At 60.0% G+C, this 25348-nt stretch carries 23 protein-coding genes; 19 read left to right on the forward strand and 4 right to left on the reverse strand.

The window, feature by feature from the left end; translation table 11 throughout:
- Positions 1 to 10 precede the first annotated feature (10 nt).
- The 12 genes from PVA01S_RS12430 to PVA01S_RS12485 all read left to right on the forward strand — a co-directional run bounded on the left by PVA01S_RS12430 (position 11) and on the right by PVA01S_RS12485 (position 13450).
- The gene (locus tag PVA01S_RS12430; protein WP_054799742.1) at positions 11 to 940 is read left to right on the forward strand and encodes an ABC transporter permease; all 930 of its coding nucleotides are present in this window, start codon (positions 11 to 13) and stop codon (positions 938 to 940) included.
- 39 nt (positions 941 to 979) lie between these two features.
- Entirely contained in the window at positions 980 to 1873 is an 894-nt protein-coding gene (locus PVA01S_RS12435) for an FAD binding domain-containing protein (protein ID WP_127607895.1), read from the forward strand.
- Between the two features lie 15 nt (positions 1874 to 1888).
- Positions 1889 to 4270 (forward strand): xanthine dehydrogenase subunit D, encoded by a 2382-nt coding sequence (pucD, locus tag PVA01S_RS12440; protein ID WP_127607896.1) that lies wholly within the window; start codon positions 1889 to 1891, stop codon positions 4268 to 4270.
- A complete protein-coding gene (locus PVA01S_RS12445; RefSeq protein WP_054799823.1) occupies positions 4267 to 4794 on the forward strand; it encodes a (2Fe-2S)-binding protein in 528 nt (175 codons plus the stop codon). Before pucD ends, PVA01S_RS12445 begins: the two co-directional genes overlap by 4 nt.
- Positions 4795 to 4818: 24 nt before the next feature.
- Complete coding sequence (gene pucL / locus PVA01S_RS12450) at positions 4819 to 6330, forward strand: factor-independent urate hydroxylase (protein ID WP_372813248.1); 1512 nt, start codon at positions 4819 to 4821, stop codon at positions 6328 to 6330.
- Positions 6327 to 6689, forward strand: a complete 363-nt coding sequence (gene uraH / locus PVA01S_RS12455; protein WP_054797881.1) for a hydroxyisourate hydrolase — start codon at positions 6327 to 6329, stop codon at positions 6687 to 6689. The genes pucL and uraH overlap by 4 nt, the downstream gene beginning before the upstream one ends.
- 46 nt (positions 6690 to 6735) lie before the next feature.
- The gene (gene allB, locus PVA01S_RS12460; protein ID WP_127607897.1) at positions 6736 to 8106 is read left to right on the forward strand and encodes an allantoinase AllB; all 1371 of its coding nucleotides are present in this window, start codon (positions 6736 to 6738) and stop codon (positions 8104 to 8106) included.
- A gap of 30 nt (positions 8107 to 8136) precedes the next feature.
- On the forward strand, positions 8137 to 9465 hold the full coding sequence (locus tag PVA01S_RS12465; protein ID WP_127607898.1) for a M20 family metallo-hydrolase: 1329 nt from the start codon (positions 8137 to 8139) through the stop codon (positions 9463 to 9465).
- Positions 9462 to 10694: a pyridoxal-phosphate-dependent aminotransferase family protein gene (locus tag PVA01S_RS12470; RefSeq protein ID WP_127607899.1), complete on the forward strand. Its 1233-nt coding sequence runs from the start codon at positions 9462 to 9464 to the stop codon at positions 10692 to 10694. The genes PVA01S_RS12465 and PVA01S_RS12470 overlap by 4 nt, the downstream gene beginning before the upstream one ends.
- Positions 10694 to 12292: a gamma-glutamyltransferase gene (gene ggt, locus PVA01S_RS12475; protein ID WP_127607900.1), complete on the forward strand. Its 1599-nt coding sequence runs from the start codon at positions 10694 to 10696 to the stop codon at positions 12290 to 12292. The genes PVA01S_RS12470 and ggt overlap by 1 nt, the downstream gene beginning before the upstream one ends.
- Positions 12293 to 12299: 7 nt before the next feature.
- Positions 12300 to 12869 (forward strand): chromate transporter, encoded by a 570-nt coding sequence (locus PVA01S_RS12480; RefSeq protein WP_230876033.1) that lies wholly within the window; start codon positions 12300 to 12302, stop codon positions 12867 to 12869.
- Between the two features lie 224 nt (positions 12870 to 13093).
- Positions 13094 to 13450 (forward strand): Dabb family protein, encoded by a 357-nt coding sequence (locus PVA01S_RS12485; RefSeq protein ID WP_244932945.1) that lies wholly within the window; start codon positions 13094 to 13096, stop codon positions 13448 to 13450.
- A 225-nt stretch (positions 13451 to 13675) separates the two neighbouring features.
- Here PVA01S_RS12485 and PVA01S_RS12490 read toward each other — a convergent pair whose 3' ends face one another.
- A complete protein-coding gene (locus PVA01S_RS12490; protein ID WP_164751814.1) occupies positions 13676 to 14206 on the reverse strand; it encodes an SEC-C metal-binding domain-containing protein in 531 nt (176 codons plus the stop codon).
- A 335-nt stretch (positions 14207 to 14541) separates the two neighbouring features.
- Between PVA01S_RS12490 and PVA01S_RS12495 the strand changes: the two genes are divergently transcribed.
- The 4 genes from PVA01S_RS12495 (at position 14542) to PVA01S_RS12510 (ending at position 17493) form a co-directional block, all read left to right on the forward strand.
- Entirely contained in the window at positions 14542 to 15099 is a 558-nt protein-coding gene (locus tag PVA01S_RS12495; protein WP_127607902.1) for a cysteine hydrolase family protein, read from the forward strand.
- Positions 15100 to 15124: 25 nt separating this feature from the next.
- Positions 15125 to 16567 carry a nicotinate phosphoribosyltransferase gene (locus tag PVA01S_RS12500; protein WP_127607903.1) on the forward strand — a complete coding sequence of 481 codons (1443 nt, stop codon included), beginning with the start codon at positions 15125 to 15127 and terminating at the stop codon, positions 16565 to 16567.
- Between the two features lie 45 nt (positions 16568 to 16612).
- Positions 16613 to 17020, forward strand: a complete 408-nt coding sequence (locus tag PVA01S_RS12505; protein ID WP_127607904.1) for an SRPBCC family protein — start codon at positions 16613 to 16615, stop codon at positions 17018 to 17020.
- A gap of 179 nt (positions 17021 to 17199) precedes the next feature.
- Positions 17200 to 17493 carry a Dabb family protein gene (locus PVA01S_RS12510; protein WP_127607905.1) on the forward strand — a complete coding sequence of 98 codons (294 nt, stop codon included), beginning with the start codon at positions 17200 to 17202 and terminating at the stop codon, positions 17491 to 17493.
- A gap of 68 nt (positions 17494 to 17561) precedes the next feature.
- Here PVA01S_RS12510 and PVA01S_RS12515 read toward each other — a convergent pair whose 3' ends face one another.
- The 3 genes from PVA01S_RS12515 to PVA01S_RS12525 all read right to left on the reverse strand — a co-directional run bounded on the left by PVA01S_RS12515 (position 17562) and on the right by PVA01S_RS12525 (position 20587).
- On the reverse strand, positions 17562 to 18434 hold the full coding sequence (locus PVA01S_RS12515; RefSeq protein WP_127607906.1) for an SDR family oxidoreductase: 873 nt from the start codon (positions 18432 to 18434) through the stop codon (positions 17562 to 17564).
- A gap of 184 nt (positions 18435 to 18618) precedes the next feature.
- Positions 18619 to 19566 (reverse strand): thioredoxin-disulfide reductase, encoded by a 948-nt coding sequence (gene trxB / locus PVA01S_RS12520; protein ID WP_127607907.1) that lies wholly within the window; start codon positions 19564 to 19566, stop codon positions 18619 to 18621.
- A gap of 190 nt (positions 19567 to 19756) precedes the next feature.
- Positions 19757 to 20587 (reverse strand): undecaprenyl-diphosphate phosphatase, encoded by an 831-nt coding sequence (locus PVA01S_RS12525; RefSeq protein ID WP_127607908.1) that lies wholly within the window; start codon positions 20585 to 20587, stop codon positions 19757 to 19759.
- Between the two features lie 234 nt (positions 20588 to 20821).
- Between PVA01S_RS12525 and PVA01S_RS12530 the strand changes: the two genes are divergently transcribed.
- From PVA01S_RS12530 to PVA01S_RS12540, 3 genes are read left to right on the forward strand one after another with little or no spacing between them, the layout of a single operon-like run.
- Positions 20822 to 22471 carry a response regulator transcription factor gene (locus PVA01S_RS12530; RefSeq protein ID WP_127607909.1) on the forward strand — a complete coding sequence of 550 codons (1650 nt, stop codon included), beginning with the start codon at positions 20822 to 20824 and terminating at the stop codon, positions 22469 to 22471.
- Positions 22468 to 24246, forward strand: coding sequence for a histidine kinase (locus PVA01S_RS12535; RefSeq protein ID WP_127607910.1), 1779 nt, complete (start codon positions 22468 to 22470; stop codon positions 24244 to 24246). Before PVA01S_RS12530 ends, PVA01S_RS12535 begins: the two co-directional genes overlap by 4 nt.
- Positions 24243 to 25241: a substrate-binding domain-containing protein gene (locus PVA01S_RS12540; protein WP_054797886.1), complete on the forward strand. Its 999-nt coding sequence runs from the start codon at positions 24243 to 24245 to the stop codon at positions 25239 to 25241. Before PVA01S_RS12535 ends, PVA01S_RS12540 begins: the two co-directional genes overlap by 4 nt.
- Positions 25242 to 25348 lie beyond the last annotated feature (107 nt).

The raw sequence follows: 25348 nt of genomic DNA on the forward strand, positions 1-25348 counted from the left end.
GCTGTTCACGTTGGAATTCACGATTACTTTGCTGATCGCGGCGATTTCCGCCGGGACCCCGCTGCTGCTTGCCGCGCTCGGGGGGATTTTATCGGAGAGGGCGGGCATTATTCATCTCGGTACGGAAGGCATCATGCTGATGGGAGCCGTGCTCTCCTGCATGACTTATATCACGACCCAAAGCCTGGGGCTCGCGCTTCTGTCGGCGCTGCTGGGTACGGCGCTGTTGGGCGGGCTGCACGCCTTATTGACGGTTACGCTGCATGCGAACCAAACCGTCAGCGGTCTGGCCATTACGCTGTTCGGCACCGGATTAAGCGCCTACTTGGGCAAAAAGTTCAGCGGCCAGCCGATTCCAGGCTCCGTGCCGAAGCTCGATCTGCCGTGGCTGGAAGCCGTGCCGTTCGCCGGCAGGCTGCTGGCGCATCAGGATTGGATCGTATGGTTCAGCCTGGTGCTCGTCGTCGCGCTGCACACGCTTATTTACCGTACGTCCTGGGGGCTGCATCTCCGCGCCGTCGGCGATAGTCCGGGGACGGCGGACGTGATGGGCATTCCGGTGGCGCTGTTTCGCTACACGTATGTCGTGCTCGGCTCGATGCTGATGGGCTTGGCCGGCTCGTATTTGATCCTGGCGTATTCGCCCAGCTGGACGGAAGGGATGACGGCCGGACGCGGGTGGATCGCGGTGGCGCTCATTATTTTCGCCCGTTGGAATCCGGTTCGCGCTTTGTTCGCCGCTTATTTATTCGGCGGGCTTGATGCCCTGGGCTTCCGCATTCAATTGCTGGGAACCCCGATTCCTTCGTATTTTCTGAAAATGATGCCGTACCTGATCACCATCGGCGTACTGATGTATGTCGGCTGGAAAACGCGCAGCAAGCCTTCGGGCGGCCCCGAAGCGCTCGGACTTCCGTATTTGCGGGAGCAGCGCCACTAGAGGTGAACGTGATGAGTCTGGAAAAGCGAGGTGAGGCGGATGGCTGTTGGCGAATATCCCTTGCCGGATATGCGGAAGCGGGTGTGGCAGCCGCGAACGCTGGCGGAAGCTTGGCAGTTGAAGAGGACGCTGGGCGAGCAGGCCGTGATCGTCTCCGGCGGCACGCTGCTGCGAACGCAGTGGGAAGCGGGGACGGCGATCATGCCGGGGCATCTGATCAGCCTTGAATCGGTACCTGAACTGCAGGTATGCGAAGCGGGCGGGGCAGCGATTCGAATCGGTGCGGGCGTGACGCTCGCCGCTTGTCAGCGATGGGGGGACGCTCCGTCCTTGCTGAAGGAAGCCTGCCGCCGTATCGCGGCTCCCTCCATTCGCCGCCTGGGTACGATCGGAGGCAACGTCATGTCGGCCTCGGGCGATTCGCTGCCCGCTTTGGCCGTGACGGACGCAGAGCTGGTATGGTACGACGGCAGCGGGTCGGTGGCCGAGCCGGTCGGCGCCTGGCTGGAGCAGCGGCGTGCGGTCGGAGGCTCCGCGAAGGAGACGCGCCTGCTGAAGGAGGTTCGCTGGAGCAGGAAGGCGGATGACCAAGAGGCTTGCGGCTATTACGAGAAAGTCGGGCGGCGCGAAGGGTTCTGTCCTTCCGTCGTGACGGTAGCCGGACAATTTCGGCTCGATGCGGCGGGCAGGCTGCGCGGCGTACGGTTGGCCGCCGGCAGCGCCGCTGCGGTCGCCTGCCGGCTGGCGGAGGCTGAGGCGCTGCTGGAAGGAAGCGTATGGAGCGCGGACTTGAGGCGCAGCGTGCATCAAGCCGTGATGGAAGGGTTCGACGGCGGAGCGGATGCTTTCGCTACGGCGGCATACCGCAAGCGTGCAGCCGCCCATTTGCTGACGGCGTTCCTGGAGGAGCGCGCCGGCTGCCGGGGGGACTGAGAGAGGAGGGGCAGGATGAGACTGGATAGAACGATGGCAGGAACACGCTGGCACATACGCCCGGACGGACCGGATAAGGTGACCGGACGGCTTGCGTATTTGACGGATATGGGCATGCCCGGCATGCTGTACGGCAAAATTTTGCGAAGCGCTTATCCGCACGCCTGGATCTTGTCCATCGACACGAGCCGGGCGCAGCGGCTGCCGGGGGTTCATGCGGTGCTTACCCATCGCGACGTGCCGGGCTTGAACCTGTTCGGTATCGCGGTTCCCGATCAGCCGGTGTTGTGCGAGGATCGCGTGCGTTTCGCCGGAGATGCCGTGGCGGCGGTTGCGGCTGAAACCGAGGAGCTGGCCGAATATGCGCTGACGCTGATCGAGGTGGTCTACGAGCCGCTGCCGGTCATCGACAGCCCGGAAGCAGGGCTGCGGCCCGATGCGCCTAAGCTGCATCCGAACGGGAACGTGCTGCATCGCACCGATTTTGAGCGGGGGAATGCCGCGCAGGCGTTCGCGGCCTGTGCTTTCGTTACGGAAAATACGTACCGGACCCCGCGTCAAATGCACGTCTATATGGAAACCGAAGGCGGATTGTTCGTCCCGGAGCCGGACGGCGCAGGACTTACGGTTTATGCGCCGACGCAGCACGGCTATAAAGACCGGTTTCAGCTGTCGCGTATTCTGGCGATGCCGGAGCCGAGCATTCGCGTCGTGTCCAGTCCGATCGGCGGCTCGTTCGGCGGCAAGGACGAACTGAACGTGCAGCCCTACGGGGCGCTGCTGGCTTTGAAGAGCGGCCGGCCGGTCAAGCTGCACCAATCGCGGATGGAATCGGTTCGCGCCGGATTGAAGCGTCATCCGATGAGCGTGACGATGCGCACGGGAATGGACGCGAACGGCAAGCTGCTCGCCCATGAGGTGCGCATCGTGGCCGATACCGGCGCTTACGCCACGCTGGGCGAACCGGTCTTGAACTTCGCGACGGAACACGCGCAGGGGCCTTACCGGATTCCGAACGTCGCGATCGAAGGCTTGTCCGTGTATACGAACAACGGCGTATCGGGCGAGTTTCGCGGCTTCGGCGGCAATCAGGTGATTTTCGCGATGGAGGGGCAGCTCGACCGGCTGGCGGAAGCGGCGGGCATCGATCCGTGGGAGCTGCGCAGCCGCAACTTGCGGGAAGCGGACGATCCCGGGCCGTTCGGCCAGCGGATCGTGGCGACAGACGGCGCCCGCCAGGTGTGGGCGTCGGTGGCCGGCTCCGAGCTGATGCGGAGGAAGGCGCGGGAAGAGCAGGCGGCGTGGCCGGCCGCGAATGAAGAGCTCGCGGGATCGTCGAAGGCGGGCGAAGAGCGCGAGGCGTGGCCGGCTATGGGCGAAAGACGGGCGGGCAGCACCCGGGAGAAGTGGCTGCGCAGGGGAATTGGCGCCGCCATCGCCATGCACGGCTCCGGGCTTGGCTTCGGTCTTCCGGACCCGGCTGGCGGCCGCCTCCGCCTGAATGCCGAAGGCCGCATTGAAGCGGCATTCGGCTACGAGGAATTCGGGCAAGGGCTGCTCGCTTCCTTGCAAATCATGCTGACGGAGCGGTTCGGCTGCGCCAAGGAAGATCTGGAGCTCGTCATCGGCGATACGGCCCGTGTGCCGCACAGCGGCTCCAGCACCGCCTCGCGGGCGACGAGCATGATGTGGCAGGCGCTTCAGCGAATGGAGGCGCCGTTCGCGGGAATGCTGCTCGAAGCGGCCTCCAGGCTGACCGGCGTTCCGGCCGATCAATTAAAGACCGGTCCGGGCGGCATCTGGCGAACGGCGGTAAGCTGCGAAGCGGAGCCGGTCATCCGATACCGTGAGCTGTCGGAACGGACGGAAACGCCGATCGCCTGCGAGACGGCGTTTCACTTTCCGACGACGCCGGATGAGCGGGTGGGGGCGCATTTCTTGCATACGTACACGGCGGTGGCCGTCGAAGTCGAGGTGAACCTGCTGACCGGACGTGTGCGGGTGACCGATCAGTACCATGCGGTCGCGGCCGGACCTGTCGTCAATCCAATGGGGTATGTCGGGCAGATTGAAGGCGGCAGCCACATGGCCATCGGATTTGCGCTGACGGAGGACGCTGTCATGGAGGGCGGGCAATACTTGACCCGCAATCTGGATGCTTATTTGATTCCAACGGTGAAGGATACGCCCGCCGGCTTCCAGCTGGATGCGATCGAGGGGCTGCCGGAGGGCGATCCGTTCGGTCCGCGGGGGATCGGCGAAATCGGTACGGTCGCCGTAGCTCCGGCGATCGCCGCCGCCGTCCGCGACGCCGTCGGCAAGTGGGTAACTTCACTCCCCATCAACCCGGAAGAGCTTATGGCGGACGATCCGTTTGAAGAGGGGGGAGCGCGATGAGCAGTCTGCCGCAACCGGAACAGGTGAACCGGCTGGCTTGTACCTTGAACGGCAAGCCTTTGGAGCTGGCGGTTGCCGCCGAACGCCGTTTGGTGGATGTGCTGCGCAAGGATCTCGGGCTGACAGGCACGAAGATTTCGTGCGAAATCGGCCGCTGCGGCGCATGCATGGTGCTGGTGGACGGCAAGCCGATGAATGCCTGCTTGCTGATGGCGTATCAGGTGGAGGGCCGCTCGGTCACGACGATCGAAGGTTTGGCCGGCGACGACGGCGGGCTGCATCCGGTCCAGCAAGCCTTCCTCGAGGAAGGCGGCTTTCAATGCGGATATTGCACGCCGGGAATGGCCGTCTCTCTGGTCGGCCTGCTTGACCAGTGCCCGGCTCCGAGCCGGGACGACGTGGAGGAGGCGCTGTCCGGCAACCTGTGCCGCTGCACGGGGTACGGCGGCATTATGCGCGCTGCGGACGCTGCGGTGCGGAACAGGTGCGGGCGGCGCAATGCCGGCGAGCGCGATTTTACCTGAGAAAGGAGAAAGGCGGAACCGCGAATGACAACGATCCATCGCATTTCAATCGGCCAATTGAATCGAATGACGCAGGCCGGGTTTGTCGAAGCGCTCGGCGCGGTATTCGAGCATTCGCCATGGGTTGCCGAGCGTGCTTATGCGGCGCGGCCTTTCGCAGACTCGGAGCAGCTGCACCGCGCGATGCTGCGGGTAGTTGACGGCGCTTCGCGGGAGGAGCGTCTGGCGCTGCTCCGGGCGCACCCGGATTTGGCCGGGCGTCTCCAGATGAGCGAGCTGTCGGTCCAAGAGCAGCGGGGCGTCGGGTTGAACGAGCTGAGCGTCGACGAATACGACATGTTTACCCGCATCAATACGGCGTATACCGGCAAATTCGGATTCCCGTTCATCATGGCGGTGAAGGGCAGCTCCAAGGAGCTGATTCTCGAAGCCATGCTGGCCAGACTCGAACACAATGTGCAACAAGAGCAGCGTCAAGCGATGACGGAGATCGCCCAAATTACCCGTTTTCGGCTGGACGATTTGATTCTACAGGAAGGGAACGATTGCGTTATGACTACCGGCTATGGCAAACGAACCATGTATTACGGCAAAGGGGATGTGCTCGTCTACCGCACGTATGTCAAACCCCTTGAAGTCAGCCCGATTCCCGAATCGGCCTATACGGGGTCGGACAATGTCATTTTCGCCCTGAATGTCACGGTTTCCGTCAGCGGGGATGCGTTCCTGCCTTCTTTCACGCAAGCGGACAACAGCATGGTGGTGGCGACCGATTCGATGAAAAATTTCATGCTGCGGCATGCCGCCGATTTCGAGGGCTCGACGGTTGAAGCGTTCCTTCGTCATGCGGCGTGCTTGCTCCTGCATAAGTACGCGCATATGTCCGGCGTTGAGCTGTCGGCAGAGCGGCTGCCGTTCGATGCGGTGCCGATTGCGGCGGGGAACGGCGAATTTCGCGGCAGCGGGCTCGTGTACCGCCGCTCGCGCAACGAGAGCGGACGATTTACGGTTCGCGTGGAGCGGACCGGGCAAAGCCTGGAGACGGTCAAGCAATCGGCCGAAATCACGAATTTGCATTTGATCAAAGTCAGCGGGAGTTCCTTCGCGAATTTCGTCCGCGACGAGTATACGACGCTGCCGGAGAGCTTCAACCGCCCGTTGTTCATTTATTTGAACATCGGTTGGGAGTACGCGAAGGCCGACGACGCCCTCGACGGCCAAGCTTACGCGGCCCCCGAGCAAATCGCCGATATCGCGCATACCGTGTTTCACGAGGTGAACAGCGCGTCCATTCAAAGTCTGATTTACGTGATCGGCTTGCGCATCTTGGAGCGTTTCCCGCAGCTCGGGCGCATCTGGTTCGAGTCGAACAACCGCACGTGGGAAACGGTAGCGGAGTCGGCGGCGGGCTCTTCCGAAGCCAAGGTATTTACCGAGCCTAGACCGCCTTTCGGGTTTCAGGGCTTCTCCATGACGCAGGAAGACCTCGCTGAAGCGCAGGCTGCGCAGAAGGCGCAGGGAGCCGCCCTCACATGAGCGGGCGTCTGACGACGCATGTGCTGGAGCTGTCCGGCGGCCGGCCTGCCGCAGGGATGCGGGTCGCGTTATACCGGATGACGCCGGAAGGAGCCGTGAAGCTGCGCGAAGCGACGACGAACGCCGACGGGCGCTTGGATGCGCCGCTGCTGGCCGGCGGCGATCTGCTGGCCGGCACCTATGAGCTTGTTTTTGACGTCGGCGATTGGTACAGCGCCCGCCAGACGGCAGGCGGCGCCAGCGTGCCGACGTTCCTGGAGCAGGTGCCGGTTCGATTTCGCATAGCCGACGGGCAGGAGCATTACCACGTGCCGCTGCTGGTCGCGCCGGGCGGATACAGCACGTACCGGGGCAGCTGAATCCGCCGGGCGGGGAACACGGACGAAGCCGAGAGGGGATGGGCGTATGCTGGATTTGAAAATAACCGGCGGGCTTGTCGTGCTGCGGCACGAAGTTCGCCGTCTGGATATCGGCGTAGCGGACGGCCGGATCGTCCGGTTGGCCGAACATATCACGGGTGAAGCATCAAGGCACTTTGACGCCCGGGGACTTCATGTGCTGCCGGGGATGGTTGACGCGCACGTTCATTTGAACGAGCCGCGCATGGGCCATTGGGAAGGCTTCGAGAGCGGTTCGAAGGCGCTGGCCGCCGGCGGCTGCACCTCCTTCCTGGATATGCCTTTGAACGGACTGCCGCCGACCGTCTCGGTGGCGGCCATGTCCCAGAAGCTGCGGGCGGCGGCGAATCGCTCCAGCGTCGATTATGCGCTCTGGGGCGGGCTCGTTCCGGGCAACCTGAAGGAACTTGAACCGCTTGCCGCGGCCGGGGTGATCGGCTTCAAGGCGTTCATGTCCGAGCCGGGCGGCGAAGGCGAAGAACGGTTCCGGCGCGCCGACTATGCGACGCTGCGGGAAGGCATGAAGCGCATTGCCAGGCTGAACCGCGTGTTGGCGCTGCATGCCGAGGATGAAAGCATGGTCGCTTCGCTCGCCGGGCATTCGATCCGCGAAGGGCGCACCGGCGCTCGCGATTACGCGGCGTCCCGGCCGATATCCGCGGAACGGACCGCTGTGCGCCAAGCGCTCGAAATGGCGCGCGAGACTGGGTGCGCGCTGCATTTTGTCCATATCAGCAGTGCGGAATCGGTTCGGATTATTCGTAAAGCGAAGGATCGCGGCTTGGATGTGACGGTTGAAACCTGCCCGCATTACCTCGTGCTGACCGAAGACGACATGGAGCGGATGGGACCGGTCGCCAAGTGCGCGCCCCCGCTTAGAAGCGCCGAGGATCAAATGAAGCTGTGGCAAGCGGTGGCGGACGGCAAAATCGACATCATCGCGTCCGATCATTCCCCGAGTCCGCTGGAGCTGAAGCAAAGCTCGAATTTCTTTCAGGCTTGGGGCGGCATTGCAGGCGCGCAAAGCTCGTTGGAGCTGATGGTGGACGAAGGCCATTTGAAGCGGGGCCTGCCGCTCCCGCTGTTGTGCCGTATGCTGTCGCTCAATCCGGCCGTGCGCTTCGGTCTGCATCCCCGCAAAGGGGAGATCGCCGTCGGCGCCGACGCGGACCTGGCGCTGGCCGATCTGCAGCGGGGGTATACGCTGGAGAGCGGGCATTTGAAGCAGCGGCATGCGTATAGTCCTTATGTCGGCCGAAGGTTCGGGTGCCGCGTCAGCGCGACGTTCGTGCGCGGCCGGCAGGCGTACCGGGCGGATACGCAATCGATGGCGGAGGATGCGGCTGAGGCAGGGGCATGGCTCCGCCACAGCACCTGAACTTTGCGCAGCAGAAACGGAGGAAACGCGATGACGAACGAAGGGAAGCCGGAAGTCGCGGCCGCAGGAGAGCCGGCGCCAACCAAGGAGCCGCCGGAAACCGGGGCGCTCCTCCGCCGCTTTGCCGCGGAAGCGGCGCATATGCTGGATTGGCTCGCGCAATTCGGGAGCGGGGCGAATGCGGATGAAGGGGTTACGCGGCTGCTGTACACCCCGGCCTGGCAGCAGGCGCAGGATGCGCTTGCGGAGCGATTGGCGGGCTGCGGCCTCGCCGTATCCTATGACGACGTCGGCAATTTGTATGCCCGATTGGACGGCGCCCGGGAGCGCGAAGTCGTCGCGACGGGCTCGCACATCGATACGGTCGTCCGCGGAGGACGTTACGACGGCGCGTACGGCATTGTGGCGGGCGCCCTCGCGCTCGCTTATTTGAAGGAGGCGTATGGACAGCCGGAGCGCACGCTTCAGCTGGTCTCCTTTGCGGAGGAGGAAGGCAGCCGCTTCCCGCTCGCGTTCTGGGGCTCGGGCAGCGTGACCGGCCGCTACCAAGCACGGCACGCGCCGGATGCAGCGGATGCAGACGGCGTTTCGCTTGCCGCCGCCATGCATGAAGCCGGCTTCGGACAGGGCCGGTATGCGGCGCCTCCTGCGGCGGCCGATTGGTCGGCGTTCGTGGAGCTGCACATCGAGCAGGGCAGCGTGCTGGAGCGGGAAGGCGCTGCGATCGGCATCGTTCAGGGGATCGTCGGTCAGAGACGCTTCGGCTTCGAAGTGTCGGGCGAAGCGAACCATGCCGGAACGACGCCGATGTCCTACCGCCGGGACGCCTTATGCGGCGCGGCCGAGATGATCGTCGCGATCCGCGACGCGGCGCTCGCTTACGGCGACCCGACGGTGGCTACCGTCGGTCGCCTGGAGGCCAGTCCGGGCACGGTTAACGTCGTACCGGGCAGAGCCTCGTTCACGCTGGACGTCCGCCACCCGGACGGAGCGGCGCTGGAAGCGTTCTGCGGCGAGTTGATGACGACGCTGGAGCGTATCGCCGCTTCGAACGGGCTGACCGTATCCGTCAGCTTGTGGACGGAAGCCGCTCCGGTGCGCATGAACGGCCGGCTGACGGAAGCCTTGGACCGCATCTGCCGCACCCGCGGGCTCGTCTGCCGGCACATGTACAGCGGAGCCGGACACGACTCGCAGCTGCTGGCGCCGGTATGCCCGACCGCGATGGTCTTCGTGCCGAGCCGCGGCGGCATCAGCCATTCGCCCGCCGAATATACGAAAGCCGAAGACCTTGCCGCAGGTATTGTCGTCTTGGCGGATCTGCTGTATGCTCTAGCTTATAAGGGGGAAACGCCATGAGACCGTACCGCGATTTAGCCCCGTCCCTACGCATGATTATGACGCCGGGACCGGTGGAGGTCGATCCGCGCGTGCTGCGTGCGATGTCCCTGCCCATTCTGGGACAGTTCGACCCGGAGTTTACCGAGATCATGAACGAAACGATGGGCATGCTGCAGAAGCTGTTCCAAACCGGCAACCGCTGGGCATACCCGATCGACGGCAGCTCCAGATCGGGCATCGAGGCGGTGCTGACCGGCCTGGTCGAACCGGGAGACCGTGTGCTGGTGCCGATCTACGGACGCTTCGGCCACCTGTTGGCCGAGATTGCGGAGCGCCTGGGCGCCGAAGTGTTGACGATGGAGCAGGAATGGGGCACGGTGTTCGAGCCGGAAGCCGTGATCCGGCGCATGCGCGAGACGCGGCCCTACCTGGTCGCGATGGTCCACGGCGAGACTTCGACAGGGAGAGTGCAACCGCTTTCAGAAGTTGGCCGGGCTTGCCGTGAGCTGGACGCGTTGTTCGTCGTCGATGCGGTGGCGACGATAGGCGGCATGGAGGTGCAGACGGATGCATGGATGATCGATGCCGTCATTGGAGGGACGCAGAAGTGTTTGTCCGTCCCTTCCGGAATGGCGCCGGTTACCTACAACGACCGGGCCGAGGCCAAGCTGCACCGCCGCAAGCGCATTGAGCGCGGCCTCCGCGATTCCACGAACGCGCCGACGAACGAAGGGGCGTTCATTCGCAGCAATTATCTCGATCTCAGCCAGCTGCAGGATTATTGGAGCCCGAAGCGCCTTAATCATCATACGGAGGCGACTTCGATGCTGTACGCATTGCGCGAAGGGGTCAGGCTCGTGCTGGAGGAGGGGCTGCCCGAACGGTTCGCCCGCCACCGGCTGCACGGAGAAGCGCTGAGCGCAGGCCTCTCGGCCATGGGATTGGAGCTGTTCGGCGATCCGTCCTGCAAGCTGCCGATGGTCGCCTGCGTCAACATCCCCGAAGGTATAGACGGTGAATCGGTACGCCGTATGCTGCTGCATGATTTCAACATCGAGATCGCCAGCTCTTTCGGTCCGTTACAAGGACGCATTTGGCGCATCGGCACGATGGGCTACAGCGGCCGTAAGAGCAACGTGCTGCACACGCTGGGGGCGCTTGAAGCTTCGCTGCTCCGGCACGGCTTCGGGGCCGATGCGGGGGCCGCCGTCCAAACAGCGCTCGATGTATACGGGAGGGACGTCTAATGAACAATGTGATGCCTATCGCTTATCGCGGCATGATTGCGTCGCCGCATTATTTGGCCAGCTCGGTCGGAAACAGGATGCTGCAGCAGGGGGGCAACGCGTTTGACGCCGCAGTCGCCGTCAGCGCCGCGCTGGCGGCGGTTTATCCGCATATGACCGGGCTTGGCGGGGATGCGTTTTTTCTCGTATATGACGCCGCGCTCGGCAAGCTCCGCGGCTTCAACGGCAGCGGCCGTTCGGGCCGTCGTGTAACGCCGGAGCTGTTCGCCCGCGAAGGGCTTGACGCGATTCCGAAGCGGGGCGTACGGAGCGCGATTACCGTCCCGGGTATGGTCGACGCGTGGTGGGAGGTTTGGTCCGCTTACGGCCGGTTGCCGTGGGAACAGCTGCTTGAGCCCGCCATCCGTTATACGGAAGAGGGCGTTCCCGTTTCGCGCGATTTGCACCGCTGGATCGTCAAGGATCAGCCGCTGCTGATGGAGCAAGAGATTCATGCGCGCACCTTCCTGCCTCACGGCGCGCCGCTTGCGATCGGCGAAAGGCTGGTGCAGCCCGAGCTGGCGGCGACGCTTAAGCGGGTCCGCGACGGAGGGCGGGAAGTCTTCTACGAAGGCGAGCTGATGCGGCGTATCGTGCAGGGCTTGCAGCGCGACGGCGGCTGGCTGGAGGAAGAAGATTTCCGCTTGCACCGGGGCGAATGGACCGATCCGATTTCGACGACGTACCGCAGCCGGACAGTCGTTCAGATGCCGCCCAACTCGCAAGGCTTTTCCGTGCTGCAAATGCTGAATATGCTGGAGAACGAAGAGCTTGACCGCGTGCCCCGGCATTCCGCCGATTTTTATCACCTCGCCGCCGAGGTTGTCAAACAAGCGTTCCGCGACCGGGACGCGTATTTAACCGATCCGCGCTTCTCGCCGATTCCGCTCGAACGGCTTTTATCCAAGGAGCATGCCCGCGCGCAGTACCTCAGCATTCGCATGGCTTGGCCGGACGGGGTTTCGTTCGCCTCGAAGGCGATGGGTCAAGATACCGCTTACGCTGCGGCCGTCGATGAGGAGGGAAACGCGGTTTCGTTCATCCAGAGCCTGTATTTCGATTTCGGCAGCGTCTATACGCCGGGGGATACCGGAATCATGCTGCAAAATCGCGGCTCGTTCTTCTCGCTCGATCCGAACGAGGTCAACGTGCTCGCCCCGGGCAAACGCACGTTCCATACGCTCATGCCGGGCATGGTGCTGGAGGGCGGCAAGCCGTGCCTGCTGGTCGGCACGCAGGGCGGGGAAGGCCAGCCGCAGACGCAGCTTTCGCTGTTGACCGGCGTCCTCGACTACGGGTGCAGCGTGCAGGAAGCGATCGCGCTGCCGCGCTGGGTATACGGCCGTACTTGGGGGGACGACAGCGACCTGTTGAGAATGGAAAACCGCGGCCTTGATCAAGCGGCGATCCGCGACCTTCAAGCCCGCGGGCATCGGGTGGAGCTGCTTGGGCCTTGGGACCCGGTCGTCGGGCAGGCTCAAGCCATTAAGATTCACCCGGACGGCAGCTTCAGCGGCGCCGCCGATCCTCGCGGGGACGGCCTGGCGATAGGATGGTGAGCTAGCGATGTGGACGGCAATGCTGGCGAAGCTGTGGCATTTGTTCATCGCCTTCGGTACGGCTACCCTGCTCGGTTATGGCGGAGGACCGGCGATCATTCCGATCTATGAGCATCAGGTCGTCAATAAATACGGGTGGATGGACACAGCCGAATTTGGCCGTTCGCTGGCTTTCGGCAATGCGCTGCCAGGGCCGATCGCCACCAAGCTGGCGGCGTACATCGGCTATAAAGTAGCCGGCTGGCCGGGCTCCATGGTGGCGCTCGTCGCCGTCGTTATGCCGACTGCGCTGATGATGATCGCCTTGGCCGGCGTCATGATCAAGCTCGAGCATAACCCTTATATCAAAGGGATGATCCGCGGCATTCAGCCGGTTATTTTCGTCATGATGGCGATGCTGGCTTACGATTTTGCCAAGTATGCGTTCGGGCAGACGGACGGTTCGGGGCCGCTGACCTTTCTTCCTTTTATCATCGCCTGCGTGTTCTTCGTGATGGTGCAATACTTGCAGCTGAATGCCGTTTGGGGGATCGTGATGGCGCTGGTCGTCGGGGCGTTTTTTCTGCGGGGGTCTTGAAGCTGCGTATAGAGCCAGGGATGGCGATTAGTGAGCTCCCGGATTCCGGGGGCTTTTTTTGCTGCGCGTGCATTGCTGTATACGGGGAAAATCGGAGGCGAACCGGCAGCCTTGGGAGCGTACACCGAGAGCGAGCCAGTGGTTGCGAGCATATGCGTAAGCCTGGAGCTTGCCCGCAGGCGCGCGCGATCTTTTAGCTGTTTGAAGGCGGCTCGTCCGATGATATGATGGGATTGAGCATGAAAGAGGAAATGAAGGGGATGGTGATGGGGTCGATGTTTGAGCATCTTGTTTCTTTTCAATTTAACGAGAAGTATAGTCCGGAGCTTGAGAAGCAGCTGCTTGAAGTCTTGTTGTCCTTTAAAGACCGGATTCCCGGCATTGTCGATTTGACGGCCGGCGTGAATGTGACGGAAGAAACGGAGCATATGCACGGTTACACGCTGGGACTTCGCGTCACGTTTGAAGATCGCGAGGCGCTTCGTCGATATGGGCCGCACCCGGTGCACCAGCAATTCGTACAATTGTTGGACGGGATCGTCGAGAACGTCATTGTGATCGATTATCCGGTGATGAAATAACAGGAGAAGCCGAATCGAATGGAGACAGGCATAGGGGCGATTGTGGGCATTATTAGGGAGATCATTTTGCGGCCAAGAGCAGTCGACAAAAACGGAAGGCCCGGGGTGCGGTGGCACCTCGGGCCTTCCTAATTTCGGGACGCAAGCTAACCTTGCTTCTGCCAATGCATGGAGCAGCTCTCTTTCGTGCTTCCCGCAGCGTAGCTTGAGCCTGCTTCCGCTTGCTTAAGCCAGCCTCGGTTCGCTTACCGAGCTGTACCCGGCTGCATGCTCCTGAACAAATTCGACCAGCTCTTGATACTTCTTCCCGACGGTCGATGCGGATACAAGATATTTCTGAGCCAGGTTGTTTTGGGTGGTCGGCTGTCCGAAGGCTTCGGAGATCATATACTCCAAAGCAGCGCAGAAAGCGCCAACTTTACGAATGACAGGCTTGCGCAGGGTGGAGAACTTGTTCCACGTCGAAACGGCCTCCAGCACGTGCTCCGGCTCATAAGAGGGCTCCATCTGCTGAATCAGATGGTCTGCAAGCTGCGAATACATTTCGTTGCCCCAATTCATTTCCGTAAAGGCCAGTCTCCTTACCTCGCCTATCGTTATGGCATCACCGCCGCCCGTGTTTGCCGGCGTGGCTATTGCTGCTTCTGCCGGACGCAGTTGCCTTTGTTCCCCGGTTTTGTCCGCCTCGAGACAACACTTTTTATACTTTTTTCCGCTGCCGCAATGGCATCGATCGTTTCTGCCTAACTTTAACACCTGTTTTCCTCCTAAAATGCTGTTTATGGACAATCGCATCTCTACATTCTAGCATATCTTTTTTTTATTATGAAAAGGATAGATTTACCCTTGGCCGGTAACGGGGTACGAGACGTGCAAATTTTTATTTTCCGCTGCCTCCCTATATACTAAAATAAGGTAACGTGTATCGCTCGCCGGATGCAAGAAGGTCAAGCCTGCCGGAAGCAGGGTTATACCGAATCGTTATCGGGCAAAATCGAATGGACGGACGAAAGCGATACGTTAACCCTATAATGATACCATCAACAGGATAGGATCCTTACGATCATAACTTACTTTCCAGGAGGGTTATCATGAAAGCTTTAATTGTTATCGATTATACGGTCGATTTCGTAGTCGGGAAGCTGCCTTGCGGACAGCCGGGCATCGATATCGAGGAACGGATCGCGGAACTTGCGCGCGAATTCGCGGAGCAAGGCGCATTCACCGTCATGGCGGTGGATCTGCACGAGGAGAACGACCGGTTTCACCCCGAGCATAAGCTGTTCCCGCCGCACAATATTCGCGGTACCGAAGGGCGCAAGCTGTACGGTCGGCTTGAACAAGTCTACGAGGCGCAGCGCGGCCGCATGGATTGGATGGACAAAACGCGTTACAGTGCGTTTTGCGGTACCGACCTCGAGCTGAAGCTTCACGCGCGGGGTGTTCAAGAGGTGCATTTGGTCGGCGTCTGCACCGACATCTGTGTGCTTCATACGGCTGTCGACGCTTACAATAAAGGCTTTGATCTCGTCGTGCATGAGGATGCGGTGGCTTCGTTCAATCCGCAGGGGCACGACTGGGCGCTCCGGCATTTTCAGAACACGCTTGGCGCGAAGATTGTTCGCGGCGGGGAGACGGTTACGTTATAGAGGCAAGGACATGGAGGGAAGGCAGATGAATGAGGAGCAGTTGATCCTGCATACGGATAAATATCAAATCAACATGATGTATGCGCATTGGGTACAGGGTTCGCAGAATGAGAAGGCCGTCTTTGAAATCTACTTCCGCAAGCTGCCGTTCGGCAACGGCTTCGCCGTCTTCGCGGGGTTGGAGCGGGTGGTGCGGTATATGCGAAACCTGCGGTTCGGCGAGGAGGAGCTCGCTTACCTGCGCACGCAGGAGGAGAATTACCCGGAAGCGTTCCTGCAGGCGCTGCGCGACTTCCGTTTCACCGGCAGTCTGTACGCCGCCCCGGAAGGAACGCTCGTATTCGCGAACGAGCCGCTCGTACGTGTGGAGGCGCGCATATTCGAAGCGCAGCTGATCGAGACGGCGCTGCTCAACTTCGTGAACTACCAGACGCTGGTCGCGACGAAGGCTGCCCGGGTCAAGCAGGTCGCAGGCGAGGACGGGCTAATGGAGTTCGGCACGAGGCGCGCGCAGGAAGCCGATGCCGCTGTCTGGGGAGCGCGGGCGGCGTATATCGCCGGGTTCGATGGAACGTCGAACGTGAGAGCGGGCATGCTCTTCGGCATCCCGGCCAAGGGCACGCATGCGCATTCGTGGGTGCAGGGGCACGAGTCGGAGGACGAAGCGTTCCGCAAGTTCGCTGAAGCGCTGCCCGATCACGTGACGCTGCTCGTCGATACGTACGATACGTTGAAGAGCGGCGTGCCGAACGCGATCCGCACAGCCCGGGCGCTTGAAGCGCAGGGCAAGCGGATGCAGGCGATCCGGCTGGACAGCGGCGACCTGGCCTACTTATCGAAGACGGCTCGGGAGATGCTGGACGAAGCGGGACTGTCCTACGTCCGGATTGTGGCGTCCAACGACCTGGACGAGAGCATCATCTTCAACCTGAAAGCGCAGGGGGCCCGCATCGATACGTGGGGCGTAGGCACGCAGCTTATTACGGCCGCCGATCAACCGTCGCTCGGCGGCGTATATAAGCTGGTCGCCCGGGAGCGCGATGGGGAGCTCGTGCCCGTCATCAAAATTTCCGGGAATCCGGAGAAGGTGACCACCCCCGGCCTAAAGGAGGCGTACCGCCTGATCAACAGAAGCACGGGGAAAGCGGAGGCCGACTACATTGCGCTGCGGCATGAGCAGGACGTCCGGCAGGGCGAGCGCATCAAGCTGTTCGACCCGGTGCATCCGTACATCTACAAGTATCTGGACGATTACGAGGCGATTCCGCTGCTGCAGCCCATCTTCGTGAATGGCGAGCAGGTCTACGCGCTGCCCTCGCTGGGTGAGATCCGCCGCTATCATCGAGAGCAGCTTACGCTGTTCTGGCCGGAATATTTGCGCAAGCTGCATCCGGAAGCGTACCCGGTCGATCTCAGCACGGAGCTGTGGGAGCTGAAGATGGAGATGATCGCCAAGTTCCGGTATTAAGTTTTCCCCGAAAGTGGACCTTCCCCTGGAAAGGAACGTGTGCCGATGACCTCTGTTCAAAAAACAAAAACAATCAGCGTTACCGTAGATCGAGGACCCGGGGAGGTTTACGAATTTATAGCCAACCCGGAGCATCTGCCGCAATGGGCTCCGGGATTTTGCCGGTCGGTAAGGCGGGCAGAGGAGGAGTGGATCGCAGAAACGCCGGACGGCCCGATGACGATTCGTTTCGTCCCGGGCAACGAGTTTGGCGTGTTGGATCATTACGTCAGCCCGGCGCCGGGACAGCTGATTCTGAATCCGATGCGCGTTATTCCCAACGGGCCCGGGTGCGAGGTCTTGTTTACTGTGTTCCAGCAGCCCGGCATGTCGGATGAGCAGTTTACAACCGATATACGTTTGGTGGAAAACGATTTGCAGACCTTGAAGGGCGTGCTGGAACGTTTGCTGTAACAGGAAACATTGGCAGGCACCGCCAACGCCTTCTCTCTCCACCTTTCTAACGCCGCACATCCTCATGACTCGCAGGCTTGATACAAGCTGCGAGTCATGAGGTTTGGTTGGTTTTGATAACCGGACATGATATAGTAGAGTGAACGAAAAATCAATGATGTAAGGGGCCTGTGCACTCCATGATCGATCATATTGTTCTTGTTAAATTCAGTGAATCTACGACCCAGGAGCAGTTGACCGAGGTTGTGGAACGGTTCAAAGCGCTGCGGAGTCATCTGACGGGAATCGTCGATCTTCAAGCAGGCCTGAATTTCTCGGAGAAAAATCAAGGCTATCAAGTCGTGTTGTCGGTTCGCTTCGAAGACCGTGCCGCGCTCGAAGCCTATGGGCCGAACCCGGAGCATCAAGCGGTCGCCGCTTATATTCGGGAAGTCGGACGCGTGGATAGTATCGTGGTTGATATTGAAGTTTAAACATGCGAAAGAAGCCGGCTGCCGCGAGCAGCCGGCTTCTTTCGCTTGAAAGGCGGAACTCTGCGGTGTCATTGATTTTGGCCGGGGGCGAAGGATTGGCCTTTACGGGTCATTTCGGCCAAACGCATCCACTGCTCTTCCGTAACGTCAAGCAGCTCGTTGAATTGACCTGCTCCCTGCAGCCACTCCCCGCCGTCGATTGTGACGACCTCGCCGTTCAAATAACCGGCATAATCGGAAATCAGATAAGCGGCCAAGTTCGCCAGCTCCGCTTGATCGCCCACCCGCCGCAGCGGCACCCGGTTAACCAGCTTCTCGGCTAACTCTGGCGTAGGGGCAAGTCTGGACCCGGCTCCATCCGTTGGGAAAAGTCCCGGCGCAATGGCCGCTTGCCGGATTCCGTGATGCGCCCACTCCACGGCAAGAGAGCGGGTAATCGCCAGTACGCCTGCCTTAGCCGCTGCGGACGGAACGACAAACCCTGAACCGGTGGAAGCATACGTAGTGACGATATTTAACATCGTGCCGCCCGTTCCTTGCTCGATCCACCTTTTTCCGACCTCCAGCGTCATGTAGAAGGTCCCGTGCAGAACAATGTTCAATACCGCATCCACAGCACGCGGGGACAACCGCTCCGTAGGGCTGGCGAAATTTCCGGCCGCGTTATTGATCAGAACATCGATGCGCCCGAAGCGCCGTTCTACGGCATCTACCATTTCTTCAATTTGACGGGGATCTCTGACGTCACAGCTTTTATAATAAACCTCTTTCCCGCCGACGCCCATCTCCGCAGCGGCTCTTGCCAAAACTTCCTCGCGGCGGCTTGTAATCGCGAGCTTCGCCCCTAGTTCCAGGAATCTCTCCCCCATGGCCCGCCCAAGCCCGGTACCGCCTCCGGTGATCAGAACCACCTTATTCTTCAATAATTCCCGATCGAACATGCGCTGCACCCCCTGCAGAAAATGGTGTATACCGAAACAACCCCGCCAGCCGTTAGAGATACAGCTTAGTTCTCTGTATGATGCAGGAGCTCGCGATATGTCTGGATATGCTGGGATTTTGTTGACCCCACAGCGCATACAAATAAACAGCCCGCCCTCTTCAAAGAGGACGGACTGTTCGGTTTTACAAGCTGAGGCTATAATCGTGAACCAGATGGCCCTCGAGGAATTTCTCGCACTCCAGTGCCGCCATACAACCGCTGCCGGCTGCTGTAATCGCTTGGCGGTATTTGCTGTCCTGTACGTCGCCACAGGCGAAAATGCCTTCGACATTCGTTTGCGTCGTGCCTGGCTTAACGAGGATGTAACCGACTTCGTCGGTTTTGATTTGACCTGCGAGGAAGCCGGTATTCGGCTTATGACCGATTGCGACGAAAATACCGTCGGTTTCGATCACTTCTTCGACGCCGGTTTCGTTGTTCAGCACTTTAAGGCCGGTGACGCCTTTATCGCCGGAGATGACTTCCAGCGGCGTACGGTTCAAGCTCCATTTGATTTTGCTATTCTCTCTGGCGCGATCCTGCATGATCTTCGACGCGCGCAGCTCGCTGCGGCGATGCACCAGCGTCACTTCGGACGCGAAACGGGTCAGGAAGTTCGCTTCTTCCATGGCGGAGTCGCCGCCGCCGACCACGATAATTTTTTTGCCGCGGAAGAAAAAGCCGTCGCAAGTGGCGCACGTGCTGACGCCGCGACCGATGCTTTCCTTCTCGTTCGTAATGCCGAGCAGCTTGGCCGATGCGCCGGTGGAGATGATCAGGCTCTCCGCCACCAGTTCGCCCATGCCTTCAACGTTCAGCTTGAAGGGGCGCTGCGACGTGTCGACGCTGTTCACCCAGCCGGTCTTGAATTCGGCGCCGAACCGTTCGGCTTGCTTACGCATATTAGCCATCAGTTCCGGGCCCATGATGCCTTCCGGAAAGCCCGGGAAATTTTCAACTTCCGTCGTTGTGGTCAATTGACCGCCCGGCTCGGGACCTTCAATGACAAGGGGATTTAAATTGGCGCGAGCCAAATAAATGGCCGCCGTTAAGCCGGCAGGGCCAGTACCGATAATAATCGCTTTGTGCATGACGAGTTCCTCCACTCTTCTGCTATTCTTGCAGTTCATTGGTGTATCTTTTCGACCATTATACCCCCCGGGGGATCGTCAAGTCATGATCGCTTCATGAGGGTTTGATGAAGAAATGATGAAGTTGAATGAAACCTGCACATTCGTGTCGAGTGATCGGCCGCTTTGCGCTTCGTTGGCCGTCATGACCCTAGAAATAAAGTAACCAGATGAGCGCTGCCAGTAGGATGCGGTAGATGGCGAACGGCACAAGCTTGACCCGCTGAATGATTCTCAGAAAGAAACGGATCGACACGAGGGCGAACAGAAAGGCGCTCATAAATCCGGCTATGAAAAACGGCAGCGCACCCGCCGTCATGTACTCCCAGTTTTTCAACAGCGATACGGCGCTGGCCCCCATCATAACCGGCACGGCCATCATGAAGGAGAAATCGGAAGCCGCCCGATGGCTCATGCCGAGCAGCACGCCGCCCGAGAGCGTCGAACCCATCCGCGAGAAGCCGGGACACAGCGCGAAGCATTGAAACAGCCCCATGTACAACGCTTGCTTGTAGCTCATCTGATCGACCGTCTCCGTGGTCGGGCGTTTAGGACGGAACCCGTCCGCCGCTATCATCAGAACGGCTCCGCCCATCAGGCCGATCATGACGGTCTGCACCGAAAACAAATACGTATCGATCACATCCTCGAAAATCAGGCCGAGCACGCCGAAAGGCAGCAGTCCGACGATGATCTGTCCCAGCTTCAGTCTATCGCCGAGTCTTTGGTCGACCGTTATATTTTTTTTCAATCCGAGCAGGTTCAGGAATCGGTCTTTAAATACGACAACGACGGCCATAATCGAGCCTAGCTGAATGACGACCTTGAAGGTGTTGGCCACCGGGGGCGAGAACAGCTCCTTCGAGCGGAACAGCAGGTCGTCCACGATGATCATATGCCCGGTCGACGAAATCGGAGCGAACTCGGTCAACCCTTCTACAATGCCTAGCACGATGGCAACGAAAATTTCCCATAAGTTCAACAGTGTAGTTTCCTCCCGACATGAAATCATGCTTTTTATCCAATTTATGCCCTTGTCCGAAACCTCATGATAACCGTCCCGCATGCCTCTTGCGAAACGGCTATGCGTTCCGGGCCGGCCGGCCTTCTTCATAGACGTCCAAACCGCGGCTTTCCCCTTCAGTTTCCTACTTCCAAACGGTTTTTTTTTCTGGTACATTGATTACACAAATGTGAGGATATGGGGGACCGGACGATGTACAAGCTGATTTTGGCAGAAGACGAAGAAGACGTCCGAGAAGGGATCGTGCAGGAAATCGACTGGGCGCGATACGGCTTCGAGGTGGCGGACACGGCGGAGAACGGCAAGGACGCGATGGAATTGATCGAACGGTGGGTGCCGGACGTCGTGGTGACGGATATCAAGATGCCGTTCATGGACGGCCTGCAGCTGTCCGAATGGATTCGCGAGCGGTACCCGACGACGAAGGTGATCATCCTCACCGGCTTCGATGAGTTCGAGTATGCCCAGAAGGCGATTAAGCTGCAGATCGACGAGTATGTGCTGAAGCCGTTCTCTGCTCAGGAACTGATCGACGTGCTGGTCAAAATCAAGGAGCAGATCGATGAGGAGACCGAGCGCAAGAAGAACATGCTGACGCTGCAGGAGCATTACCGTCAAAGCCTGCCGGTACTGCGCGAAGTATTTCTGTCATCGCTGGTCACGCGCAAGCTGCCGCGCCGCCAGATTGAGGAGAAGTGCCGAAACTATCAAATCGAGCTGGATGGCGACGCGTATGTCGTCTCGGTCATCAGCCTCGATAAACCGGGGGAAGAGGAGCCGGGGGCCGGACAATCGGCCGAATCGCTGCGTTTTTCCAACGATATGGAGCTAAAAGCGTTCGCTGCCCTGAACGTGACGGAGGAAATTGCCGACAAGCACAACCTCGGACTCGTCTTTTTGCACAACGGACAGCTGGTGGCGATTACAATTCACCGGGACGAGGCCAACGAACCGGCTATAAAGAAAACGCTTACGATCATGGAAGAAGTACGTCAAAGCATCGAAAAATATTTAAAATTTACCGTGACGATCGGCATCGGTACGGTTTGCCGCGATGTGACCGATTTGTCCTACTCGCATCAGGATGCGGAGCTGGCGCTTGACTACCGGCTTATTCTCGGAGGCAACCGGCTGATCAGCATCGACGACGTGGAGACCCGTTTTGTGGAAAAGCTGCGCTTTGACGAGTTGAAGGAGCACGCGTTGATCCGCTGCCTGAAGGTCGGGACGACGCAGGAAATGCAAGAAACCGTGGACAGCCTGTTCGAAGGCATCGTCGATCTGCAGGTGTCGGTGAAGGATTACCAGATTTACCTGATGGAAATCTTGACGGCGATTCTGAAGGCGGCCAAAGACGCGCGGGCGGACCTCGACGCGATCTTCGGAGCGGACTTCATGCCGCTGGCGGAGCTGCACCGGTTCGCCGAGCTGCAGGAAGCGAAGAGCTGGGTCGTCGGGCTGTGCACGCGCCTCATGCAGGCCATAGCATCCGACCGGCAGTGCACGTACAAGTCGCTGGTCGATCAGGCGAAGGAATATACGTTGAACCACTTTCACGAAAGTGATATTTCCATTAACAAGGTGTGCGGCCATCTGCATATTAGCGCAGGCTACTTCAGCAGCATTTTCAAGAAAGAAGCGAAAATGACGTTCGGCGCCTACCTGATGCACATTCGTATGGAGGCGGCCAAGGAGCTGCTGCGCACGACCGATCTGAAGGCATTCGAAATCGCCGAGAAGGTCGGCTATACGGAGCCGAACTATTTCAGCTTCAGCTTCCGCAAGCACGTCGGGGTTTCGCCGAAGGAATACCGCGGCGCCTCGTCGGAGGGCGCTTCATGAAAGCCGGACGCTGGCGGCGCAAGCTGCTCGATACGTGGAGGGGCAAGAGCATCCAGTTCATCATCACGGCTTCGTTCACGCTGATTACGCTGCTCGTGATGATCGTCGTCAGCGGCATTCTGTACAACAAGTTTTCCGGGACGGCCGAACAGAACGCGTTCCTCAGCAATGAGCAGATTGTGGAGCAGGTCAAATATAATCTCGAGATTTATTTGCAAAATATGGCGCAGGTGTTCGAGAAGGTCGATAGTAAGGTTCGAGCCGGCGACGCCGTGTCGAAAGAACGGCTGCTGGAGCAGATCGGCACGATTCTCGAAACGCGCAGCGATGTCGTGTCGATGGGCTTGTTCGGCGAGGATGGGACGTTGATTAACGGCCTGCCCGCCGCGCCGATGCGCGCCAATACCCGGTTGACCGAGCAAAGCTGGTTTCGGGCGGCGCTGGAAAACCCGAACCACCTGACCTTCTCGCTCCCGCACGTACAGAACTTGTATAAAGGCGAATACAAATGGGTCGTGTCGATGAGCAAAGGCATCAAGATCAACCGCGAGGGCCGCACGTATAACGCCGTGCTGCTGGTGGACGTCAACTTTCGGACCATCGACGACTTGCTGCGCCGCGTCAGCCTGGGCAAGAAAGGATACGTGTACATCATCGACGATTCGGCGGGCAATATCGTATACCACCCGCAGCAGCAGCTGATCTACGCCGGGTTGAAGTACGAGAACGTGGAGCAGGCGCTCAAGTATACGTTCGGCAACTATGTCGATTCCTCCAGCGGCGAGAAGCGTCTCATTACCATCAAGACGGTAAACAACATCGGCTGGAAAATTATCGGCGTCTCGTATATGGACGAAATCGTGACGACGCGCAAAGAGATCGGCACGTTCATTTCGTGGCTGCTGCTGTTCGTTATCGTGTTCGTGCTGCTCATTTCGGCCTTCATGTCGGCCCGCATCTCGATGCCGATCAAGCGGCTGGAACGTTCGATGCGCAAGGTCGAGCAGGGGGACTTCGACATTCATCTGGAGGTGCAGGGCGAGGACGAGGTCGGCCGCTTGTCGCGCCGCTTTAATTTCATGGTGGTACGCATTCGCGAGCTGATGGGTCAAATCATCCACGAGCAGGAAGCGAAGCGCAAGGGGGAGCTTGAGGTGCTGCAAGCCCAGATTAACCCGCATTTCCTCTATAATACATTGAATTCGGTTGTGCGCATGGCAGGCAGCGGCAAGAGCGAAGAAGTGATCACGATGATTACGTCTTTGTCCAAGTTTTTCCGAATCAGTCTCAGCAAGGGCAAGCATATTATTCCCGTGCAGGATGAGCTGGAGCATGTGCGCCATTACCTTATCATTCAGAAAATGCGCTACAAGCGCAAGTTCGACTTCGTGATCGAGGCGGACGACGAGGTGTTGGCCGTCCCGACGCTGAAGCTTATCCTGCAGCCGATTGTCGAGAACGCCATCTACCATGCCATGGAGATTATGGTCGACGACGGGCTGATCGAGATCGCCGCGGAACGGCTTGGCAGCCGGGTACGGCTTCAGGTCCGCGATAACGGGCCGGGCATTCCGCCGGACAAGCTGGAGCGGCTGCTCTCCGGCGATGCCAGGAGCGATGAGGGCTCGGGCGTCGGGGTAAAGAACGTGCATGAGCGGATCCGGCTGCATTTTGGCGAAAGCTACGGTCTGGAGATCGAGAGCAAGCTGGAGGTCGGAACGACGGTCACACTGTGGATCCCGTTCGACTCGGGGCGAGAGGGGGCGGGCGTATGAACCGGAGCAAGAAGCTGCGTTGGCGCTGGTGGACGGCGGCGCTGACGCTGGCCGTCATGACGCTGCTGCTCGCTTCCTGCAGCAAAGAGACGACGCAGCCGCATATCGCGGAGGCGAAGAAGCAAGTGGCGCTGGTGCTCAAGACGCAGCACAGCGACTTCTGGCGAACGGTGCGTACGGGGGCGGAAGCGGCCGCCAAAGAGTTCAACGTCGAGCTGATTGTCGAGGCCCCGGTGCAAGAGGAAGACGTGGCGGGGCAGGTGAAGTACGTGGAAGAAGCGATTAACTTCAAACGCGACGCGCTCGTGCTTGCGGCTAACGACGGCGCCGCCTTGGCAGAGCCCGTGAAACGCGCCGCTGCGCAGCGGATGCCGGTCATCGCGATCGACACGGAGGTTGAGACCGGTAAGACGGAGGCGTTCATCGGCATCAACCACTACGAAGCAGGCCGCAAAGCGGGGAAAAAGCTGGCCGAGCTGCTCGGCGGAAAGGGCCGCGTGGCGCTCGTCAGCTACAAGCCGGACGCAAGGAATGCGGCCGAGCGCGAACGCGGCGTGCTGGAGTCGCTGGCGCAGCATCCGGATATCCGGATCGCCGATAAGACGTATTGCTACTCCGATCAGCGGTTGTGCGGCGAGCATGCCCGGCAGCTCGTGCAATCCGCCGAGCCGGTCGACGGGATCGTGGCGCTGCACGCCGTGTCCTCGATCGGCGTCGCCGAGGAGATCGAGCGGCTCGGGCTGCAGGGTAAGGTCAAGGTCGTCACGTTCGACAGCACCCTGGAGGATATCGAATACCTCCAGGAGGGCGTCATTCAGGCGACGATCATCCAAAACCCGTTCAGCATGGGCTATCTGGGCGTCAAGTATGCGGTCGACTTGCTCGGCGGGAGCAAGAAGGTGCCTGCTCGTTACGACACAGGCACGACGGTCATTGACCAGAACAACATGTTCTGGTCGGATAATCAGAAGCTGCTGTTCCCGTTTGTGAAGTAACTTGGTTGTAACGACCGTTTGAATTGAAAGCGTGAAAGTGAAACGACAGCGTTACGGACTGGGGAGACTAGTCTGTGACGTTGTCTTTTTTATCTCCCTATGGCCCG

This window comes from Paenibacillus validus NBRC 15382 (genome assembly GCF_004000985.1).
In the GTDB taxonomy this organism is placed as follows: domain Bacteria; phylum Bacillota; class Bacilli; order Paenibacillales; family NBRC-103111; genus Paenibacillus_G; species Paenibacillus_G validus.

Coding starts and splice junctions, on each gene's coding strand:
- PVA01S_RS12435 (WP_127607895.1), top strand. CDS start 980: ATGGCTGTTGGCGAATATCCCTTGCCGGATATGCGGAAGCGGGTGTGG.
- pucD (WP_127607896.1), top strand. CDS start 1,889: ATGAGACTGGATAGAACGATGGCAGGAACACGCTGGCACATACGCCCG.
- PVA01S_RS12445 (WP_054799823.1), top strand. CDS start 4,267: ATGAGCAGTCTGCCGCAACCGGAACAGGTGAACCGGCTGGCTTGTACC.
- pucL (WP_372813248.1), top strand. CDS start 4,819: ATGACAACGATCCATCGCATTTCAATCGGCCAATTGAATCGAATGACG.
- uraH (WP_054797881.1), top strand. CDS start 6,327: ATGAGCGGGCGTCTGACGACGCATGTGCTGGAGCTGTCCGGCGGCCGG.
- allB (WP_127607897.1), top strand. CDS start 6,736: ATGCTGGATTTGAAAATAACCGGCGGGCTTGTCGTGCTGCGGCACGAA.
- PVA01S_RS12465 (WP_127607898.1), top strand. CDS start 8,137: ATGACGAACGAAGGGAAGCCGGAAGTCGCGGCCGCAGGAGAGCCGGCG.
- PVA01S_RS12470 (WP_127607899.1), top strand. CDS start 9,462: ATGAGACCGTACCGCGATTTAGCCCCGTCCCTACGCATGATTATGACG.
- ggt (WP_127607900.1), top strand. CDS start 10,694: ATGAACAATGTGATGCCTATCGCTTATCGCGGCATGATTGCGTCGCCG.
- PVA01S_RS12480 (WP_230876033.1), top strand. CDS start 12,300: ATGTGGACGGCAATGCTGGCGAAGCTGTGGCATTTGTTCATCGCCTTC.
- PVA01S_RS12485 (WP_244932945.1), top strand. CDS start 13,094: ATGATGGGATTGAGCATGAAAGAGGAAATGAAGGGGATGGTGATGGGG.
- PVA01S_RS12495 (WP_127607902.1), top strand. CDS start 14,542: ATGAAAGCTTTAATTGTTATCGATTATACGGTCGATTTCGTAGTCGGG.
- PVA01S_RS12500 (WP_127607903.1), top strand. CDS start 15,125: ATGAATGAGGAGCAGTTGATCCTGCATACGGATAAATATCAAATCAAC.
- PVA01S_RS12505 (WP_127607904.1), top strand. CDS start 16,613: ATGACCTCTGTTCAAAAAACAAAAACAATCAGCGTTACCGTAGATCGA.
- PVA01S_RS12510 (WP_127607905.1), top strand. CDS start 17,200: ATGATCGATCATATTGTTCTTGTTAAATTCAGTGAATCTACGACCCAG.
- PVA01S_RS12515 (WP_127607906.1), bottom strand. CDS start 18,434: ATGTTCGATCGGGAATTATTGAAGAATAAGGTGGTTCTGATCACCGGA.
- trxB (WP_127607907.1), bottom strand. CDS start 19,566: ATGCACAAAGCGATTATTATCGGTACTGGCCCTGCCGGCTTAACGGCG.
- PVA01S_RS12530 (WP_127607909.1), top strand. CDS start 20,822: ATGTACAAGCTGATTTTGGCAGAAGACGAAGAAGACGTCCGAGAAGGG.
- PVA01S_RS12535 (WP_127607910.1), top strand. CDS start 22,468: ATGAAAGCCGGACGCTGGCGGCGCAAGCTGCTCGATACGTGGAGGGGC.
- PVA01S_RS12540 (WP_054797886.1), top strand. CDS start 24,243: ATGAACCGGAGCAAGAAGCTGCGTTGGCGCTGGTGGACGGCGGCGCTG.